Origin of the sequence: Streptomyces sp. NPDC007875 (assembly GCF_042868035.1) — a bacterium.
In the GTDB taxonomy this organism is placed as follows: domain Bacteria; phylum Actinomycetota; class Actinomycetes; order Streptomycetales; family Streptomycetaceae; genus Streptomyces; species Streptomyces antimycoticus.
Window position 1 is genome coordinate 272,214 of sequence record NZ_JBIADZ010000002.1, and the last position, 20,235, is coordinate 292,448.

13 protein-coding genes are annotated in these 20,235 nt (G+C 71.6%); 6 read left to right on the plus strand and 7 right to left on the minus strand.

The window, feature by feature from the left end:
* Window positions 1-60: 60 nt before the first annotated feature.
* The 5 genes from ACFYOY_RS04975 to hisC all read right to left on the minus strand — a co-directional run bounded on the left by ACFYOY_RS04975 (window position 61) and on the right by hisC (window position 10,647).
* Window positions 61-1,749, minus strand: coding sequence for a GAF domain-containing protein (locus tag ACFYOY_RS04975; protein ID WP_351883712.1), 1,689 nt, complete (start codon window positions 1,747-1,749; stop codon window positions 61-63).
* Between the two features lie 708 nt (window positions 1,750-2,457).
* A complete protein-coding gene (cydD, locus tag ACFYOY_RS04980; RefSeq protein ID WP_388584848.1) occupies window positions 2,458-6,723 on the minus strand; it encodes a thiol reductant ABC exporter subunit CydD in 4,266 nt (1,421 codons plus the stop codon).
* 22 nt (window positions 6,724-6,745) lie between these two features.
* On the minus strand, window positions 6,746-7,747 hold the full coding sequence (gene cydB / locus ACFYOY_RS04985) for a cytochrome d ubiquinol oxidase subunit II (RefSeq protein ID WP_351883708.1): 1,002 nt from the start codon (window positions 7,745-7,747) through the stop codon (window positions 6,746-6,748).
* Window positions 7,748-7,762: 15 nt separating this feature from the next.
* A complete protein-coding gene (locus ACFYOY_RS04990; RefSeq protein ID WP_351883706.1) occupies window positions 7,763-9,370 on the minus strand; it encodes a cytochrome ubiquinol oxidase subunit I in 1,608 nt (535 codons plus the stop codon).
* Between the two features lie 197 nt (window positions 9,371-9,567).
* Window positions 9,568-10,647, minus strand: a complete 1,080-nt coding sequence (gene hisC, locus ACFYOY_RS04995) for a histidinol-phosphate transaminase (protein WP_351883704.1) — start codon at window positions 10,645-10,647, stop codon at window positions 9,568-9,570.
* Window positions 10,648-11,052: 405 nt separating this feature from the next.
* Here hisC and ACFYOY_RS05000 point away from each other — a divergent pair, with 405 nt between their 5' ends.
* The 5 genes from ACFYOY_RS05000 to ACFYOY_RS05020 all read left to right on the plus strand — a co-directional run bounded on the left by ACFYOY_RS05000 (window position 11,053) and on the right by ACFYOY_RS05020 (window position 16,589).
* The gene (locus ACFYOY_RS05000; RefSeq protein WP_093463141.1) at window positions 11,053-12,153 is read left to right on the plus strand and encodes a LacI family DNA-binding transcriptional regulator; all 1,101 of its coding nucleotides are present in this window, start codon (window positions 11,053-11,055) and stop codon (window positions 12,151-12,153) included.
* A gap of 216 nt (window positions 12,154-12,369) precedes the next feature.
* A complete protein-coding gene (locus tag ACFYOY_RS05005; RefSeq protein WP_351883900.1) occupies window positions 12,370-13,659 on the plus strand; it encodes a metallophosphoesterase in 1,290 nt (429 codons plus the stop codon).
* Between the two features lie 190 nt (window positions 13,660-13,849).
* Window positions 13,850-14,698 carry a hypothetical protein gene (locus ACFYOY_RS05010; RefSeq protein ID WP_351883701.1) on the plus strand — a complete coding sequence of 283 codons (849 nt, stop codon included), beginning with the start codon at window positions 13,850-13,852 and terminating at the stop codon, window positions 14,696-14,698.
* Window positions 14,699-14,813: 115 nt separating this feature from the next.
* Window positions 14,814-16,004, plus strand: coding sequence for a serine hydrolase domain-containing protein (locus ACFYOY_RS05015; protein WP_388584852.1), 1,191 nt, complete (start codon window positions 14,814-14,816; stop codon window positions 16,002-16,004).
* A 399-nt stretch (window positions 16,005-16,403) separates the two neighbouring features.
* Entirely contained in the window at window positions 16,404-16,589 is a 186-nt protein-coding gene (locus tag ACFYOY_RS05020; protein ID WP_388584854.1) for a hypothetical protein, read from the plus strand.
* 147 nt (window positions 16,590-16,736) lie between these two features.
* Here ACFYOY_RS05020 and ACFYOY_RS05025 read toward each other — a convergent pair whose 3' ends face one another.
* On the minus strand, window positions 16,737-16,898 hold the full coding sequence (locus ACFYOY_RS05025; RefSeq protein WP_388585316.1) for a hypothetical protein: 162 nt from the start codon (window positions 16,896-16,898) through the stop codon (window positions 16,737-16,739).
* A gap of 51 nt (window positions 16,899-16,949) precedes the next feature.
* On the opposite strand from ACFYOY_RS05025, the gene ACFYOY_RS05030 reads away from it, so the two are divergent.
* Window positions 16,950-18,515 carry a recombinase family protein gene (locus tag ACFYOY_RS05030; protein ID WP_388584857.1) on the plus strand — a complete coding sequence of 522 codons (1,566 nt, stop codon included), beginning with the start codon at window positions 16,950-16,952 and terminating at the stop codon, window positions 18,513-18,515.
* A 138-nt stretch (window positions 18,516-18,653) separates the two neighbouring features.
* Here the strand turns inward: ACFYOY_RS05030 and ACFYOY_RS05035 are convergent, their stop codons facing one another.
* Window positions 18,654-20,048: a replication initiator gene (locus ACFYOY_RS05035; RefSeq protein WP_388584860.1), complete on the minus strand. Its 1,395-nt coding sequence runs from the start codon at window positions 20,046-20,048 to the stop codon at window positions 18,654-18,656.
* Window positions 20,049-20,235 lie beyond the last annotated feature (187 nt).

Genomic DNA, 20,235 nt, shown 5'->3' on the forward strand with positions numbered 1-20,235 from the left:
GCACAGCGCCGTCCGGCGTACGGCAGACGCGGCCGCACAGCCGTCAGGCATACGGCGGCGTCAGGCTCCCTCGCTCGGCAGCGGCGCTTCCCACACCACCGCCGTACCGCGCCCGCCGTCCCCGAGCCCGGGCCCGACGCCGCTCGCCCCGCCCAACGCCTCGGCCCGCCGTACCAGGTTCTTCAGACCGCTGCGCCGCCCGCCCGCGGGCACGCCCACCCCGTCGTCCGCGACGGTCAGCCGCACCGACGGTCGCCCGTCCGCAAGCCACCCGGTGGCGTCCACGACCACCTCGACCCGCTCCGCCCGCGCGTGCCGGAAGGCGTTGGACAGCGCCTCGCGCAGCGCCGCGACGAGATGGGCGCCGGTCGCCGTGCCGACCCGGGAGTCCACCGGGCCCACGAAGGTCAGGGACGGCTGGAAGCCCAGCGGCACGGCGGCCGCCCTGACCTCCCGCAGCACCCGGCCGCGCAGCCCGGGCGGCGTCTCGGGCGGGGTCTGCTGCAGCGCGTAGATCGCCGTCCGCACCTCCTGGATGGTGGCGCCCAGTTCCTCGACGGCCCGCTCGATCCGCTCCCGCACCTCCGGCGCGTCCGACTGACGCTCCGCGCTCTCCAGCAGCATCCCGGTCGCGAAGAGCCGCTGGACGACGAGGTCATGGAGATCGCGGGCTATCCGGTCGCGCTCCTCGAGGACCGCGAGCCGCTCCCGGTCGTGCTGCGCCTCGGCGAGCACCAGCGCGACCGCCGCCTGCGCCGCGAACTGGGCGGCCAGGGTGCGCTCGGTGGCGGTGAACGGGCGGGCGCCGCGCTCGCGGGCGGTGGCCAGCACACCGACCACCCGGTCCCCGCTGCTCAGCGGGACCATCAGGCTCGGCCCGTATCGGCCGGGGACGCCGGAGCCGAGCAGCGGGTCGGCGGCCGGGTCCTCGATGACGACCGGCTGCCCGGCCAGCAGCCTCGGCACGGCCGGAGAGCGAGCCGGAAGTACGGCGCCGAGCAGCCCGGACCGCTCATCGGCGGCCACCGCCGCGACCTTCAGCCCGCCCTCGCCCTCCTCCGGCAACAACACGATCCCCACCACCGCCTCCGCGAGTTCCCGGACCTTCTCGGCGACCACGGCCGGCCCCTCCCCGGCGCCGCCGGACAGCAGCGTCTGGGTGACCGCCACCGATCCCTCGATCCAGCGCTCACGCTGCCGAGTGGCCCCCTGGACGCGGGTGTGGCCGATGGCGATCCCCGCCTCGGTCGCCAGCACCTCGACCAGATGCCGGTCGGACTCGGTGAACGGACCGCCGTCCCGCTTCCCGGCGAGGCAGAGGGTGCCGAAGACCTCCTCCCCGACCCGCAGCGGAACGCTGAGATACGAGCCCGGCGGCTGGGAGGCCGACGGCGTTCCGGTGCGCCGTGCGTCGGCCAGCAGCTCCGCGCACCGCTCCCGGTCGGCGTCGGTCTCGGTTTCGGTGTCGGTCTCGCCGTAGGTGACCACATCGGCCAGGCCCTGCCCTCCGGCGGCATCGCCGTCGGCGTGGTACACCCCGATCGCGGCGCAGCGGGCGCCCACCAGCTCGGCCGCGGTGCGCACGATCCGGTCGAGGACGGTGTGCGCGTCCGGCCCGTCGCCGAGCGAACGCATCGCCTCCAGCAGCCGCGGCAGCCGCGCCGTGAGCTCGGTGGACAGCCCACGCAGACCCCGGGTCGCCTCCGCGGCCAGGTCCAGGGGGTCGGGGGAGGGCGCAGCGGCCGCCATGCCGTCGAGCCTAATGAATGGCGCAGATGAACGCCGCTGCTCGCGCTGGGCCCTGTCCGGTGGCTCTTCGTCGCCTGCGCATAGGTCGACTGGCGCCTTTGACATCAGTCGGCCGGCACCGCGAGGCCCGCTGAGGCCCCGGCGCCGTGGCCTGCGGCAGCGGGCGCCGTGGCCCGCTGCGGGCTGGTGCCGCGGCCCGGTGCGACCGTTGCCGGGGCCCGCGCCGTCTGGCGCCGTTGCCCGCGACATCCGGCGGTGGCCTGCGGCAGCTCGGGCCGTGGCCCGCTGCGACGTTGCCGAGCCCGCGCTGCCTGGCGCCGGGCCCCGCGACAGCAGGCGCCGTGGCCCACGGCAGCTCGTACCGTGCCCCGGCTGCGGGCTAGCGCCGCGGCCCACGCCGTCCGGTGCCCGGCCCCGCGCCCGTCTGGCGCCGTAGCCCGCTGCGGCCGTTGCCGAGGCCCGCGACGTCTGGTGCCGGACCCCGCGCCCGTCTGGCGCCGTACCCGCGACAGCAGGCGCCGTAGCCCGCGACAGCTCGTGCCGTGGCCCGCTGCGGGCTGGCGCCGTGGCCCACGTCGTCTGTCGCCGGGGCGCCTCCCATCGGTGCCGGAGGGCGCCCCCAAGCGGTGCCGAGGGAGGCGCCTCACCCGTAGCCGGGCCGCCGTGCCAGGGCGCGCGGGCGCGCGAAGATCCGCCGGATAGAGCCGCCTAGCCAGCGCTCGGGTGCGCGGCGTCCATGTGCCCGGTGCCCACCAGGACTCCGCCCTCCACAGCCTCGCGCTCCAGCATCCGGCGGAACGGCCCGTCGGCCGCGGCCAGTTCCCCGTACGTCCCGCGCTGGACGGCCCGGCCCCCGTCGAGCACGATCACCTCGTCCACCGCCTCTAGGCCCGCCAGCCGGTGCGTGATCAGGACGGTGGTGCGCCCCCGGGTCGCCGACAGCAGGTCGGCCGTCAGCGCGTCGGCCGTGGGCAGGTCCAGATGCTCGGCCGGTTCGTCCAGAACCAGCACCGGGAAGTCCGCCAGCAGCGCGCGGGCCAGCGCCAGCCGCTGCCGCTGGCCGCCGGAGAGCCGTGCGCCCTGCTCGCCGACAAGCGTGTCCAGGCCGTCCGGCAGCCCGTCCACCCAGTCCAGCAGCCGGGCGGCGGACAGCGCCGCGCGAAGCTCGTCATCGCTCGCGCCGGGGCGGGCCAGCCGCAGGTTCTCGCGCAGCGAGCTGTCGAAGACGTGGGCGTCCTGGGCGCAGAGGCCGACGAGCCGCCGCACCGCGTCCCCGTCCAGGGCGGCGGCGTTCCGGCCCGCCAGGGTGTAGGTGCCGCCCTCGATGTCCAGGAAGCGGAGCAGCACCTGGGCGAGCGTGCTCTTGCCCGCTCCCGACGGGCCGACGACCGCGACCCGGCGGCCCGGCCGCAGCTCCAGACCGAACCCGTCCAAGGCGGGAGCAGACTGCCCGGGGTGGCGGGCGGTGATCCCGCGCAGCACCAGCGGATACGGCGCACTCGGCGCCTCCTCGCGCCGCGCCTCGTCGGGCTCACGCACCGGAAGCGGCTCGTCCAGCACCTCGTACACCCGCTCCGCGGCCCGCCGCACCCGCTGCCGGTGCTGCACCGCGAGCGGCAGCCCCGCGACGGCCTCGAAGGCGGCGAGCGGGGTCAGCACCACGACCGCCAGCCACACCCCGTGGATCCGGCCGTCCGCCACGGCCGGCACCCCCACCCACGCCGCGGCCGCCACGGTCAGCCCGCAGACCAGTGCGGACAGCCCGGCACCGGTGCCTGCGGCGGCCGCCGCCCGCCGGGCGATCCGGGTGAGCACCCCGTCGGCCCGGCCCACCGCGTCCAGCCGGCGCGGCAACGCGCCCGCGACGGTCAACTCGGCGGCCCCCGCGAGCAGATCGACGACCTGCGCCGACAGGGCACCGCGCGCCGGAGCCAGCCGGCGCTCCGCCCGCCGCGCAAGCGCTCCGGACACGATGGGCACCGCGACCCCCGCGACCAGCAGCCCCGCCGCCAGCACCGCCCCGGCCTCGGGCAGCACCCAGGTGAGGAAGCCCACCGAGGCCACGCCGACGGTCAGCGCCGTGCCGACGGGCAGCAGCCAGCGCAGGAAGTAGTCCTGGACGGTGTCCACATCGGCTACCAGCCGGGAGAGCAGATCGCCGCGGCGCGTCCGGCCGAGCCCCGCGGGCGCCAGCCGCTCCAGCCGTCGATAGACGGCGACCCGCAGTTCGGCCAGCACCCGCAGTACGGCGTCATGGGAGACCAGGCGTTCGGCGTAGCGGAAGACGGCCCGGCCGATCCCGAACGCCCGGGTCGCGGTGACCGCCACCATCAGATAGAGCACGGGCGGGTGCTGCGCGGCCCGGGAGATCAGCCACCCGGAGACGGCCATCAGCCCGACCGTGCTCAGCAGGGCGAGGCTCCCGAGCAGCAGCGCCAGCCCGAACCGTCCGCGGCCTCCGCGCGCGGCCGCCCGCACCCGTGCCGGCGCGCCCCGGCGCGGACGCGCGGCCGAGCTACGCGACGCCGCCGAGTTCCGCGACGCGACCGGGCCGCACGGCGCGGTCAGTCCGACCGGAGCACTCAAGCCGTCCCGGGCACTCAAGCCATCCCGCGCGATCAAGCCGCCCGGGGCGCTCAAGCCATCCCGGGCACTCAAGCCATCCCGCGCGATCAAGCCGCCCGGGGCGCTCAAGCCATCCCCCGCGGTCGGACCATGCGACGCGGCAACCCCATCCCGCGCGACCAAGCCCCCGGCGTCCGCCCCCGTGCGCGCCTCGCCCAGCAGCCCACCGGATTCGGCGTCCGCCGCCGGTCCCTGCGCGCCACCGGACACGACGACCGGTGAGCGCTCCGAGCCCGCGTCAGCGTCCGGCGCGGAGCAGGTGGGCGGAAAGTCCGCGCCGGGCCCCGAGCGGAGGAGCCCGCCGTCGGGACCGATGGCGGGCCCACCCGCTGGCGAGCCCCCACGCCCCGCCGCCCGCGCCACGTCGACACGCTCATCCGTGGCCGGTGAGGACGACGGACACGGCGCCGACCCCGCCTCCGTGACCGCGCCCGCCGCGGATCCGCCCGCCGCGGATCCGCCCGCCGCGGATCCGCGCGCCACCGATCCGCGCGCCTCGGCACGCGGGCGCCCGGCGGCACACGCGACGGACAGGTGGGCGCCGTCGCCCTCGGAGGCGGGCCGGAGAGAGACGATCGGCCCCGGGCGCACGCCGCCCACGGCCGACTCGCGCCCAGCGACCGGCAGCACAACCGGTCCACCAGAAGCGTCGGGCAGCACAACCGGTCCACCAGAAGCGTCGGGCAGCAGGACCGGTCCACCAGAAGCGTCGGGCCCCGGCAGCCGCAGCACGCGGTCAGCCAGTGGAAGCAGCGCCGGGCGGTGGACCACCAGCAGCACCGTGCGGCCCTCGGCCAGCCGCCGCACCGCCTCGACGACCGACGCCTCCGTCTCACCGTCCAGATTCGCCGTCGGCTCGTCCAGCAGCAGCACCGGCCGGTCGGCCAGGAAGGCGCGTGCCAGGGCGATCCGCTGCCGTTGGCCCGCGGAGAGCCCGGCGCCCATCTCGCCGAGCCGGGATTCGATCCCGTCCGGCAGCGCGGAGACGAACCGCAGCGCGTCCGCGTCCCGCAGGGCGGCCCGTACCGCCGCGTCATCGGCGTCCGGCCGGGCCAGCCGGACGTTCTCCGCGATCGTCCCGGCGAAGAGACAGGGGCGCTGGGGCACCCAGGCGATCTGGCGCCGCCAGCTCTCCGGGTCCAGCGTGGCCAGGTCGCGTCCTCCGATCAGTACCCGGCCCTCGTCCGGCGCCGCGAAGCCCAGCACGGCGTTCAGCAGCGTCGACTTCCCGGCACCGCTGGGGCCCACGACGGCGACCGTCTCCCCCGGGCGGATCTCGAACGAGGTCCGGGCGAGGGACGGTTCGCTGCGCCCGGGGTGGCGGACCACCAGCCCGTCCAGCGTGAGCGCGGCGCTCCGGGCATCGGGGGCCGGTGAACCGCCGGTGTTCGAGGGCTCGCGCTCCAGCACCGCGAAGACCTCGTCCGCCGCCGCCAGCCCCTCCGCCGCCGCGTGGTACTGCGCGCCCACCTGCCGCAGCGGCAGATACGCCTCGGGGGCGAGCACCAGCACCACCAGCCCGGTGAAGAGGTCCATCTCGCCGTGCACCAGCCGCATTCCGATGTCGACCGCGACCAGGGCGACCGACACGGTGGAAAGCAGTTCCAGGGCCAGGGAGGACAGAAAGGCCAGCCGCAGCGTCTTGAGCGTGGCCCGCCGGTAGTCGGCCGTGATCGCGCGGATCGAGGCGGCCTGGGCCTTCGCCCGGCCGAAGACCTTGAGGGTCGGCAGGCCGGCGACGACATCGAGGAAGTGCCCGGACAGCCGGGACAGCAGCCGCCACTGGCGGTCCATCCGGGACTGGGTGGCCCAGCCGATGAGCATCATGAACAGCGGGATCAGCGGCAGCGTGGCGACGATGATCAACGCGGAGATCCAGTCCGCGGTGACGATCCGGGCGAGCACCGCCACCGGCACCACCACGGCCAGCCCCAACTGCGGCAGATAGCGCGCGAAGTAGTCGTCCAGCGCGTCGATGCCCCGGGTGGCGAGGGTGGTGAGCTCACCGGTCCGCTGGGAGTCCAGCCAGCTCGGTCCCAGCCGCACGGCGCGCTCCACCAGCCGCAGCCGCAGCTCGGACTTGACCGCCGCACCGGCCCGATGGGCGGCCAGCTCGGTCAGCCAGGAGACGACCGCCCGGCCGGCGGCGACCAGCGCCAGCAGCCCCAGCGGGAGCGTCAGCGCCCCCACGTCCTCGCCCCGCTGGAAGGCGCCCACCACAATCTCGGCGATCAGCATCGCCTGCGCGATGACCAGGCCCGCTCCGGCCAGGCCCAGCGCCACGGAGGCGACGAGGAAGAACCGGGTGGCCCGTGCGTACCGCAGTAGCCGGGGATCGATTGGTTTCACGTGAAACACACCACCCGAAGCGTCAGTGGGCGGCGGGGATGTGCCGGGTACCGATGCGCTTACGGAAGACCCAGTACGTCCACGCCTGGTAGGCCATGATCAGCGGCATCATGATCGCCCCGACCCACGTCATGATCTTGAGCGTATAGGGGCTGGAGGCGGCGTTCGCCGCTGTCAGGCTCCACTTCGGGTCCAGCGAGGAGGGCATGACGTCGGGGAAGAGGGCGAGGAAGAGCATCGCTACGGCCGCCGCGATGGCCACCCCGGACAGCCCGAACGCCCACCCCTCACGCCCCCGTCGGTTCATGACCAGCGCCACGGCCAGCGCCGGCACGGCGATGACGACCGCCACCAGACTGCGGGCGTTCCCACTGTCGCTCTGCGTCCAGACCAGGAACGGCACCGCGACCACGACGGTGGCCAGTCCGAGCCCGGTCGCATACCGCCGTGCCCTCGTCCGGATGTCCCCGGAGGTCTTGAGCGCGGCGAAGACGGCGCCGTGGAAGGTGAACAGCGCCAGCGTGACCGCCCCGCCCAGCAGGGCGTACGGCGTGATCAGGTCCGTCAGACCGCCCGCATAGTTCCCGTCCCGGCCGATCGGCACCCCGTGCACCAGATTGGCGAAGATCGCGCCCCAGAGGAACGCGGGCAGCAGCGAGCACCAGAAGATCGCATGCTCCCAGTTGCGCTGCCAGCGGTCCTCGGGGCGCTTGTGCCGGTACTCGAAGGCGACACCGCGCACGATCAGGCAGACCAGGATGGCCAGCAGCGGCAGATAGAAGCCGCTGAAGAGCGTCGCGTACCAGTCGGGGAAGGCGGCGAAGGTCGCCCCGGCCGCCGTGATCAACCAGACCTCATTGCCGTCCCACACCGGCCCGATCGTGTTGATCAGGACCCGGCGCTCGGTGCGGTCGCGGGCGAGCAGCTTGGTCAGCACGCCGATGCCGAAGTCGAAGCCCTCCAGGAAGAAGTAGCCCGTCCACAGGAAGGCGATCAGCAGAAACCAGAAGTCGTGAAGGTTCATGATCCTCTCCGGCCGTCAGTACGCGAAGGTCAGCGGCTTGTCGGCGTCCTCGTCCTCGGCGGCTGCCCCGCCGTCCGGACTGCCCGGACCGCCCGGACCGCCCGAGGGCAGCCGCAGCTTCGGGTCCTTGGCGGGCGGCTTCTCGTCGGTGTCCGGTCCGGCCTTGGCGTACTTGGTCAGCAGCCGCACCTCGATCACCGCGAGCACCCCGTACAGCAGCGTGAAGACGCCGAGGGAGATCAGCACCTCGGTCTGGCTGACCCCGGGGGAGACCGCGTCGGCGGTCTTCATCAGCCCGTAGACCACCCAGGGCTGCCGGCCCATCTCGGTGAAGATCCAGCCGAAGGAGTTGGCGATCAGCGGGAAGCCCATGGTGAGGATGCCGATCCGCCAGGACCAGGTGGACAGCAGCGGGCTCATCTCGCGCTTCTTGGTGAGCATGAGCCGGGGCACCTCGTCCTCGCCGGTACGGAAGGCGGGTGCCAGCCACCGCTTGCGCCGGGTCGTCCACAGCCCGATCAGCCCGGCGACGAACGAGGTCATACCGAAGCCGATCATCAGCCGGAAGCCCCAGAAGGTCATGAAGATGCTGGGGATGTAGTCATCGGGCTGACCGCCGTAGGCGTCGGCCTCCCGCTGGGCGATGTCATTGATCCCGGGGACGGCGTCGGTGAAGTTGCTGTGCGCCAGGAAGGAGAGCGCGGCGGGGACCTCCAGCTCGACGCTGTTGTGGCCCTTGCTGACATCGCCGACGGCGAAGATCGAGAAGGGGGCGGGCGCCTGGGTCTCCCACAGCGCCTCGGCCGCCGCCATCTTCATCGGCTGCTGCTCGAACATCACCTTGCCGAGCTGGTCACCGCTGAGCGCCGTGCCGATCCCCGCAATGACCGCGACGACCAGGCCCACCCGCAGCGAGGCCCGCATCGCCCCGATCTGCTTCTTGCGCTGCTCGCCCAGCTCCTCGCCGCGCTCCCGGCGACGCTTGGCCCGCAGCAGATGGAAGGAGGAGATGCCGATGATGAAGGCGGCACCGGTGAGGAAGGCCGCGGTCAGGGTGTGGAAGACCACGACGAGGGTGGTGTTCTGCGTCAGCACCGCCCAGATGTCGGTGAGCTGGGCCTTTCCGGTGGCCTTGTCGATGGTGTAGCCGGTCGGGTGCTGCATCCAGGAGTTGGCGGCCAGGATGAAGTACGACGAGAGGATCGTGCCGATCGAGACGATCCAGATGCAGGCGCAGTGGATCTTCTTGGGCAGCTTGTCCCAGCCGAAGATCCACAGACCTATGAAGGTGGACTCGAAGAAGAAGGCCAGCAGGGCCTCCATCGCGAGCGGGGCACCGAAGACATCACCGACGAAGCGGGAGTAGTCCGACCAGTTCATGCCGAACTGGAACTCCTGCACGATGCCGGTGACCACACCCATCGCGATATTGATCAAGAAGAGCTTGCCCCAGAACTTGGTGGCGTGGAAGTACTTCTCCTTGCCCGTGCGGACCCAGGCGGTCTCCAGACCCGCCGTGATCGCGGCGAGGGAGATCGTCAGTGGCACGAAGAGGAAGTGGTAGACGGTTGTGATGCCGAACTGCCATCGGGCCAGCGTCTCCGGCGCCAGAGCCAGATTCACCTGAATCTCTCCTTACGGTCGTGCCTGCCCGCGAACGAGCTTGTGAACGTATTCACATTCACAAGCAATGATACGCACATGGCTTCGCCCCCTCCCACAGGGGGTGGGAGGGGGCGAATGGGGCACGTCTGGGTATGCTGCGCACCTTACGGAGGGGCCGATGGGCCCCTTGCGCGCCCAAGGGGCTCAGGCCGGGCTCAGAGCTCCTTGCGGAACTCCTCCGCGGTCCGCAGGAAGATCTCGTTCGCCTCGCGCTCGCCGATCGTCACCCGCACCCCCTCACCCGCGAACGGACGGACCACCACGCCCGCCGCCTCGCACGCCGCCGCGAAGTCGAGCGTCCGCTCCCCCAGCCGCAGCCAGACGAAGTTCGCCCGGCAGTCCGGGACCGTCCACCCCTGGGCGGTCAGCGCCTCCCACACCCGGGCCCGCTCGGTGACCAGCGCGTCCACCCGCTCCCGCAGCGCGTCCTCGCTGCGCAGCGAGGCCACCGCCGCGTCCTGGGCGAGCTGGCTGACGCCGAACGGCACCGCCGTCTTGCGCAGCGCCGCCGCCACCGGCTCATGGGCGATCGCGAAGCCGACCCGCAGCCCGGCCAGGCCGTACGCCTTGGAGAAGGTGCGCAGCACACAGACGTTCGGCCGGTCGCGGTAGAGGTCGACGCCGTTGGGGACCCGCTCGTCCCGGATGAACTCGACGTACGCCTCGTCCAGCACCACCAGCACATCGGACGGCACCCGGTCCAGGAACCGCTCCAGCTCGGCCCGGCGCACGACGGTGCTGGTCGGATTGTTGGGGTTACAGACGAAAATCAGCCGGGTGCGGTCGGTGATCGCATCGGCCATCGCGTCCAGATCGTGGACCTCGGCATCGGTCAGCGGAACCTGCACCGAGGTCGCGCCCGCGATCTGAGTGATGATCGGATATGCCTCGAAGGACCGCCAGGCGTAGATCACCTCATCGCCCGGCCCCGCCGTGGACTGGACCAGCTGCTGGGCCATGCCGACCGAACCGGTCCCGGTGGCCAGATGCTCCAGCGGCACATCGAAGCGCTCCGCGAGCTCCGCGATCAGCGCGGTGCAGGCGAGGTCCGGGTAGCGGTTCAAGGACGCGGCGGCGTCCGCCACGGTCTCCAGCACCCCGGCCAGCGGCGGATAGGGGTTCTCGTTGGAGGACAGCTTGAAGGCCCGGGGACCCCCCGTGGCGGCCGGCTTGCCGGGCTTGTACGTCGGAATGCCGTCCAGCGCGGCACGCAGCTTGGGGCTCTTCTCGGTCACCGACAGTCCTCCTCGACCCATCCTGTCCCGGACCGTGCACAGCGTTCGCACACGGCAATACTGCACACCTTATGAGGATTCCCCCGTCTCGCGTACCCGCCGGGCGCCGCCGCGTACCCGCCCCCGGCGCCCGCGTACCCACCGGGGGGAGCGCCCCGCTTTTCCGCGCGCGCCGGTGGCGAGCGCCGTGGCGCGCATCACCCGTGCAGGTGAGTTGAGACCTCTTCGAGACATGTATCAATCAGCAGGCGTGGATATGCCAGGGGCGATCAGAGGCCCGGTGGATCCCCCAACTGGCTTCACTTCCAAGGGAATTGAGGGGGGCGTTCATGCAGAAACGTGCCTTCCGAATACCGATGGCGGAATCGCGCAACCCTCCCACCCGAGCCCTACTATCGGCTGGCCATGACAGCAGCAGGGAAGCACCAGGTGAGCCGGTCGGCCGGCCGCCGGTTAGGGCGGGCGGGCATCCGGGACGTGGCCGCCGCCGCCGGGGTCTCGATCACGACCGTCTCCGACGCGCTCAACGGCAAGGGCCGGCTCCCGGAGGCCACCCGCCGCCATGTCCGCGAGGTCGCCGAGCGGCTGGGCTACCGCCCGTCCGCAGCGGCCCGCACCCTCCGTACCGGCAAGTCCGGCCTCATCGGCCTGACCGTGACCACGTACGGGGATGAACCTTTCACCTTCACCGAGTTCGCCTACTTCGCCGAGATGGCGCGAGCCGCCACCTCCGCCGCGCTGGCCCGCGGCTACGCCCTCGTCATCCTCCCCGCCACCTCCCGCCACGACGTGTGGTCCAACGTCGCCCTCGACGGCACCGTGGTGATCGACCCCTCCGACCACGATCCGGTCGTCACCGAGCTCTTACGCCAGGGCATCCCCGTCGTCAGCGACGGCCGCCCGGCCGGCGCCCTTCCCGTCACCGCCTGGGTCGACAACGACCACGAGGCGGCGGTGCTCGGACTGCTCGACCATCTCGCCGAGGCCGGCGCCCGCCGGATCGGACTGCTCACCGGGACGTCCACCGACACCTACACCCGACTGTCCACCACGGCGTATCTGCGGTGGTGCGAACGCGTGGGACAGGATCCGGTCTATGAGGCGTACCCGGCCCACGACCCTTGTGCCGGTGCCGTCGCCGCCGACCGGCTGCTCGCCCGCCCCGACCGCCCCGACGCGGTCTACGGCCTCTTCGACCCCAACGGCACCGATCTGCTCGCCGCCGCCCGCCGCTACGGCTTGCGTGTCCCGGACGATCTGCTGCTGGTGTGCTGCAGCGAATCGACCGTCTATCGCACCACCGAGCCGCCCATCACGACCCTCTCACTCAAACCCCGCCGGATCGGCACGGCGGTCGTACAGTTGCTCATCGACGCCATCGAGGGCCTTGATACCGACCACCCCGTCGAGCAGGTCATACCCACCGAATTGATCGTGCGGACGTCGTCACAGCGCCGTCCGCCGCGTACGACGGTCAGCGCCCCGCGCAGCCGTGCCGGAGGCTGATCTGAGGGCGACTCAAGGATGACCGGAGGAGGACCTGAGACCAATGGGCTTCCCCTACCGGGCCAATCCGGGATAAAAGTCCGACCAAGCAGGAGTGAGCACCGATTGACGGCACCCTGGTGCGTCACAAGCCCTCACGGTCATTCCTATGATGGGCGGACGACACCGCGGACCGCCGTCGACCAGGCAAGGTCCACAAGGTGGGACGGCGGCGTGATGGTGGAGGGGTCGATGACTCAGGGGGCCGGTCTGGAAGCCACGGCAGGGACTACGGCTGCGATCCCACCCGTGCCCGCGTACGGGGCGCCCGCCCCGTCCACCACGTATGGGGCGCCCGCCTCGCCCATGCCCGCGTACGGGGCGTTCACCCCGCCCAGCATGGTCGCGCCGGGAGCCGTACCGCCCGGGCCCGCGGCGCCGGGCCCCGCCGCGCCCGTGCCGCCGCCCGCGCCCGCACCTGGGGCGCCGGCTCCAGGGGTGCCCGCGCCGGGGGCGCCGGCTCCCGAGGCGCCCGCGCCCGCCCCGCCGCCGCCCGCCGAGTACACCCCGACCGAGCGACTCCCGGTCCTGGGCCCCGGGCACACCATCCCGGACACACCGCTCGTCCCGGCGCAGGACCGCCCCACCGTCGCGCTCACCTCGGTGCCCGAGCCCGAGCACGGTCCGCTCGCCGAGGACGAGGGGCCCGGCCCGCTGTACGTCGTGGGCGATGTCCACGGCTACCACGACGAGCTGCGCGAGGCGCTCGCCGCCGAGGGCCTGATCGACCCCAAGGGCAACTGGGCCGCGGGCAACGCCCGGTTGTGGTTCCTCGGCGACTTCACCGACCGCGGCCCGGACGGCATCGGCGTCATCGACCTGGTCATGCAGCTCTCCGCCGAGGCCGCGGCCGCGGGCGGCTACTGCAAGGCGCTGATGGGCAATCACGAGCTGCTGCTGATCGGCGCCAAGCGGTTCGGCGACACGCCCGTCAACTCCGGTGCCGGAACCGCCTCCTTCCAGGCCGCCTGGCTGCTCAACGGCGGCCAGCGCAGCGACATGGAGCGGCTCGAGGACCACCACCTCCAGTGGATGTCCCGGCTGGACGCGATGGCGGAGGAGGACGGGCACCTGCTGGTCCACTCCGACACCACCGCCTATCTGGACTACGGCGACTCGATCGAGGCCGTCAACGACACCGTCACCGAGACGCTGCAGCGCAGCGACGCCGACGAGTGCTGGGACCTGTTCCGCAAACTCACCAAGCGGTTCGCCTTCCGGGACGAGGACGCCGGGCCCATGGCGGCCCGCGAATTGCTCGACACCTACGGCGGGGAGCGCATCGTCCACGGCCACAGCCCCATCCCGTATCTGCTCGGCGAGGTCGGCTCCGAGGACGGCGAGGACGGCGGCACACCCGCGGTCGAGGGCCCGCATGTCTACGCGGACAATCTCGCCGTGGCCATGGACGGCGGCGTCACCATGGCCGGAAAACTGCTGGTCGTCCAACTTCCCCTGACTTACTGAGGATTCAGCGGACGCTGCCCGGGGCAGATAGAGAGCTTCACCGGCGGGGGAGCAATTCGCGAAACTTGCTGTCACCCCGCGCCGGATCGGCTCTACCATCGGCTTATCCGTCGCAGGCTCTCCTCCGTTTCCGCCCGACTGCCCGGCACAAGCCGGCGTCACGGCCCTACGGAGCATCGGGGGATGCACCATGAAAAGCGCTCCGCACCTGCTGACCGAGGACCGCCCGGAGTTCGAGCGGGTTCTCGACGAGGCACTGCGCACCGCCGACCGTCGCCCGGACCTCACGGGTGCCGGGCAGCGGCTGACTGCCGAGCAGTTGCGCACGATGGCGCTCGGCGCCTCGGCCGCGATAGCGGCATGCGCGGCCGCCGAATATCAGGACTACCGCGAAACTCGCGCCAAACTGCGCGAGCCCGCACCGCTCTTCCCGCTCGCCGGGGACGTGAGCGAGCGCGAGCACCCGGACGGCACGGTGGGGCTCGCCGGCGCGATGCAGGACGCCGCGGGAGCCGGGCTCGTCGCCATGCTCGCGGTGCTGGCGCCGGTGCTCGCAGGAACCGCCGCGATCATTTTCCTCATCGTCGGTTACGTCCTCAACGTCCTCGACCCGGCCCCCTCCATCGCCCAGCCGATGGTCACCGCGGGCTGGTTCTTCGCCGCGCTGACCGCCGCGGGCATCCTCATCGCCGCCGTCGGGCTGCTCCTGACCGCGCTGCGCAACGGCTCCAGCGCGATCCGGGGCGAGGCGCGCAGCGAGCAGCTCGAGGAGGTGGACCGCGCCCGAGAGGTCTGGCGTCAGGCCCTGCTGGAGCGCGGCATCCTGCCGTTCCTCCGCGAGGCCCTGGCCAACCCCTCCGCCCCGTCCCCCTCCGCCTACGTCCCGACCAACCCCGAAACGGTCAGCCGCACCCCGCACCTCGGCTACAGCCGCCCCGGCTTCAGCACCGACGGCGAAGGACCCAAGGCCCGCCCTCGCTACAGCAGCCCGGACTTCACCAGCCCCGACTACGGCGGCCCGGAGCACCAGCCGGACTAGCCCGAGTCCGGGGCCGCCCCGGGGTGCGGTCCGGGTCCGCTCCGGGCGCGCGTGGGGGTGCACGTGGGGTCATCCCGGATGGCGGGGAGCGGGCGCCTCGGCAGCATGGCTGACCATGACTTCCTTGACTCGACGTTCCTTCATGGGCGGTTGGGCGGCCGGGACGCTGCTGGCCGTGGCCGGGAGCACCGGCGCCCGCGCGGCGACAGGGACCACCGGATCGACCACCGCGCAAACCCGCGCGCTGACCACCGCATCGGCCGCCGCATCCGACGACGCCGCCCTTCAGGCCGCCATCAACGATCTCTCCCATCCGCCCGCCACCTCCGCGCAACTGCGCGTCGACCGCCGGGGCGACCACTGGTACGGCACGGCGGGGGCGGCGGACCTCGGGAGCGGGCGGGCCGTACGCCCGGACGACCGCTTCCGCGCGGGCAGCGTCACCAAGGCGTTCGTGGCCACCGTGGTCCTTCAACTGTGGGCCGAGCGCCGGGTCGAGCTCAGCGCCCCCATCGGGCGGTACCTCCCGGATCTGCTGCCCTCCGCCTTCTCCCGCCGCATCACCGTGGCCCAGCTCCTCAACCACACCAGCGGACTGCCCGACCATCGAGGGCTGCCGGACGACAGCACTCCGGAGGGCGTCGTGCGGCATCGGTGGGACCGGTGGACACCGCGGGAGTGGGTCGAGACGGTGACCCATGACCCGCTCAAGTTCGATCCGGGGACCACACAGGAGTACCGGGGCATCAACTACGTCCTGCTCGCCCTGATCATCGAAAAGCTGACCGGCCGCCCCTACGGCCAGGCGGTCGAGTCCCGCGTCCTACGCCCGCTGGGCCTGACCCGGACCCTGCTGCCGGGCCAGGACCCCCGCCTCCACGGTCCTCATGTCCACGGCTATCTGCGGATGACCGACGGCTCGCTGCGCGATATCACCGTGTACAACCAGTCCAGCGCCTGGGGCGAAGGCGAGCTGGTCTCGACCCTCGACGACCTGTCCCGCTTTCAGCGAGCCCTGTTCTCCGGCGCCTTGCTGCCACCCCCCGCGCTGGACAAGCTCTTCACCCTGCCCCCGGATTCCGTGCGCATGCTGGACGGCACCCCGGCCCGCTACAGCCTCGGCCTGCAGAAAGCCACGGTCAACGGCGTGACGTTCTGGGGGAAGACCGGCGAGACATACGGCTACCGCACTCGCATGTTCGCCACCCGCGACCAGGGCCTCCGCCTCATCCTCTCGTACGCCCCGACGCCGCTGACCACCGAGGAGGAGATGACCAACCGCGTCGTCGCCGTACTCACCGCGTGAACCACCCCGAGGCCCGTGCTCCGGCCGACCCAAAGGGCGGCACGGAGCACGGACCGACGCTCGAAGGGATGTTTCACGTGAAACGGGCCAACGGGAAGAAGAGGAAAGCGCCCGCGCCAGCTGTACGGCAGCGACGTGCGGCCCATATCCGTGGTCCGCGCCAGGCGAGGCCGGACCCCGGATCCCAGGCCCGGGGGCCAGGGGCCCCGAGCACCAGCCGGATGAGCACTGGCGAGCGGTGGGCCCTCGGATCGATCAATTACCCACCGATCGAGGGAACTTCCGCCTACTCGGGGGAATTGATGAGCGGAGGCGGACAAGCGGGAGCTGAGGCTCAGGACGGAGGACCTGTTCGCACAGTGGAAGGACCGGCTGAGCATCACCGAGGACGTATGGGCGGTGGCCGTCTACGTCCTCCCCACGCTGGCCGAATCCGGACAGATCGGCCACTCGCTGGAGACGCTCTCGGCCAAGACGGGGCTCACTCGGCAGCGGGTGCACGCCTGTCTGGGGTTCCTTCCAGAAGCACCGCTGCATCCGTCAGAACGGGCTGACGGACAGCGGACATCCGATCTACGTGGCTGAGCTTCCGCCCGCGTAGCGGCACGCTGAGGGTCCGAAGTCGCAAATCGAAGTTGCGGCTTCGGACCCGTCCCGCAGCGTATCGCCTGTTTCACTCCGCAGGCCGCTCTGCCGGGCTTCACCGGCGATCTCGGCCTACGCGTCCGCGCCTCAGTCCGCGATCGGCAGATAGACGCGGTTGCCCGCCTCGGCGAACTCCTTGGACTTCTGGGCCATACCGGCCTCCGCCTCCGCCGCGTCCATCGCGCCGCCGTGTTCGCGGCGGATGTCCTGGGAGATCTTCATCGAGTAGAGCATTGTTAGAACCTCCACATGCGCTACCGTCGTTCCAGCAGCCCGTTCAACGGACCGAGGGGGAACACGGTGAGCAAGCGGGAAGAGGTCGTCAGCAAGCTGCGGGGTGTACCCGAAGGGGCGCCGTCCGTCGAGGAAGTACGCGCCATGCTGGCCGCCGACCCCGAGTTAAAGTGCGTGGTCTGCTACGCGCGGATCTCGTTCGACGGCCGAGTGAAGGACGCCCACGGCATCGAGGACCAGCACCGGGACATGGCCGAGAGCGCCCGCAGGTTCGGGTGGCTGATCGTCTACCGCTACACGGACAACGACAAGAGCGCCAGCAAGGAGAGCGTCGTTCGCGACGACTTCGAACAGTTGCTCGCCGACCTTGCGGCAGGAGCGACGCCAGAGGGGCACCCGATCCACGGCGTCATGGCCGTGAACGACGATCGCTTGTACCGGCGCCCGAGCGACTGGGAACGGTACCTGAAGGCGTTCACCTCACACGAGGGCCGCGTCTACCACGACTCCAACGGCATCCAGGACCTGTACGCCGAAGGGTTCGAGATCAAGGGACTTGTCGGAGTCGCCATGTCCCTCAGCGAGACGAGGAAGAAACAGCGCCGAAGCCGGAACAGCCACCGAAGCCGGGCGATCCGTGGACAGGCCGTTGCGGCGTGGCGTCCCTTCGGGTGGGAGGACGACAAGGTCACCTTACGCCAGGAGGAAGCCGACGCGATCCGGAAGGCTGTGCACGACGTAATCGCGGGTGCCTCAGTCTCGGAGATCACGCGCCAGTGGAAGGAAGCCGGGTTCATCACGAGCCGGGGCAATCCCTTCCAGTACCAGACCGTCAAGCAGGTCTTGATGAACGCACGGCTCTGTGGATACCGCGAGATCAAGAGTGAGCTTGTGCGCGACGGCGATGAACAGCCGATCGTGGGCGAGTGGGACGCGATCATCACGCCGAAGCAGTGGTTTGCCGTCACGGCCAAGATCAGGGAGCGCGGTGGCGGAACTGGCATGCCACGCGGTGGCTTGGTCCACAAGTACCTGCTGACCGGCATCCTGCGCTGCGGCAGCGTGTTGGAAGACGGCACGGTCTGCAACAACAAGATGATCGGACTCAAGGCGAACGACTGGCTCAAGTACGAGCACGCCTACATGTGCAAGAAGACCGTGGACGGTGGCTGCAACAAGACCTACAAGCGTGGTGACAAGACAGACGACGTGATCGAGAAGCTGGTGATCGCCAAGCTGGAACGGGACGCCGCGACCAAGGCCCAGGAAGTACCGGACTGGGACAAGGTCGATGCGCTGGAACGCGCGCTAAAGAGTCGCAAGGAGCTTGAACGTCGCTGGCACGATGACGAGGACACGGACATCGATGATGAGGCGTTCTTCCGGAACCTCCCTGTCCTCGAACGGCGGATCAAGGAGCTGCGCGCCGACGAGAAGGCGCACGAGGCTATGAAAGCGGAGGCCGAAGAGGCCACGGACGACGTCAGGAAGTCGTGGAAGTCGAAGACACTCACGCAGAAGCGTGACGCGATCAAGAAGGTCTTGAGTGCCGTGATCGCCGTACCGGGCGGGAAGGGCAACAAGACCTTCGATCCGGATCTGCTCAAGCCTGTGTGGCGGACCTCCGAATGAGCTGAAGTCCGAGGATCTCCCCCACGCTCCGTAGCTGATCGTCGGAGAGTGGGGGAGACTCGCGAAGCTGTCGGTCGATCCACGCGCGTACTGCCGCCTGTTCCCTATCCGCCCTGCTCGGCTTCCTCGGAGGAGTGCTCAGACAGCATCACCCCCAGACCGAAGGAATTCGAGAGCGGCAGCGCGGTTCTGGGCGATGTCCTCGGCGATTCCGGCAGCGACGAGTGCAGCACCGGATGTGTGGCCGGAGCCGACGTAGCGCCAGTTCCGTTCGGTGACCGCCGCGGGGATGTCGGCGTGACCCATGTGGTTGGCGCGTTCAGCGCGGAGTGCCGCGTACGTCGTGGAGTAGGCGTGGGACTTGGTGAGGATGTGGCCCCGGTAGCCGAGCGTGTGAGCCCAGGCGCGTAGGCGGAGGGGTTCCAGTTCGGGGAGGCTGCCGAGGCGCCAGCAGGCATGCATGAGGGTGCGCACGTGTGCCGACACGGGGGCCGCCGCGATGTCGTCTGGACTGGTGATCTGGTGGTCGAGTCCGGCCCCGGTGTCGGTGGCGCCCTTGGTGACGTACTTGGCGACGTAGGCGGCTACCGCGTCGTCGGCCAGGCCCTCACCGTCGCCGAAGGCGCGGAGCGGCCGGGCGTCGAGTTCGGCGCCCCAGCGCAGTTCGTGTTCCCCCAGGGCCGCGCTGTAGGGCGTGGCGAGGCGTACGGCCGCAGCGGCGGTCCGGACCACGGGCGTGAGCACGTCGGCCGTTGCCCAGGCCGGGGGCGGATCATCCGGCCCGCGTGCGCCGTCAAGCCGCACCACAGCGTGGACGTGCACGGCCGCGCGCCGTTGGTACTCGGCGACTTTGGCGTAGGAGATGCGCAGGCTGCGCCGCAGGCCGGTGCGTGTGCGGCCGACGCGGGCAGCGAGGTGGTTGTAGAGATTGTCCGTGAACGCCTTCCACAGCCGCCCCGCGTACGCGTGCCAGAGCACGTGAGTCGGGTAGTCGTAGCAGTCGGGGCACAGCGGCTGGCCGGTGAGCGGGGCGTCTGCGTCGTGGACGGCCGGGCAACCGAGGGGACGGCCGTGTTCACACTCTCCGCCGTCGCGGCGCGGTCGGCAGCGCCGGCCGTCAGTAGTGAGACGGTGGACGGGGCCGAAGCTCGGGGCCGTGAGGGTGAGGAACAGGCGGGGTCGCTCGCGGACGTCCGCCGGTACGGTCTTGCCGCCGACGAGTCCGGCCCGCACGAGGTGGAAGGTGTCGCCTGCGTGGAGGCGGGAGCAGGGGGCGCAGACGGTCGCGCGGCGGTTGCGGCAGCGGATCAGGAGCCGTTCGCCAGGCTCGTTGCGGGTGTCGTAGTGGTGCAGTACCTCACCCGTTGCCGTGTCGCGGGTGGTGGTGGAGCCGGTGAGGTGGATCGGGTGGGCGCAGCCGCCGGTAGCGGTGATCTGCTCTACCCAGCGGCCGAAGCGGGGGTCTTGGACGAGGCGGATCAGGTCTTGGTCAACTTCGGAGAGCTGACGCAGGCGCGCCGCACGGTCGAGCACGGCGCGCCTGTCAGCCGAGGTGGTCTCGGCGGTGATGGTGGGGACCTCCCAGGGTGGGCCGCCGCAGCGGCACGGATGGATGCGGTTGGGTGGGTGTCGTCCATGGCGATCACCTTCCGTTCGTGAGCGGCTCGGGGTGTGGGTTAGCGGATAGTGCCGGTGCCCCGGCAGCAGCGGCAGCGCCGCC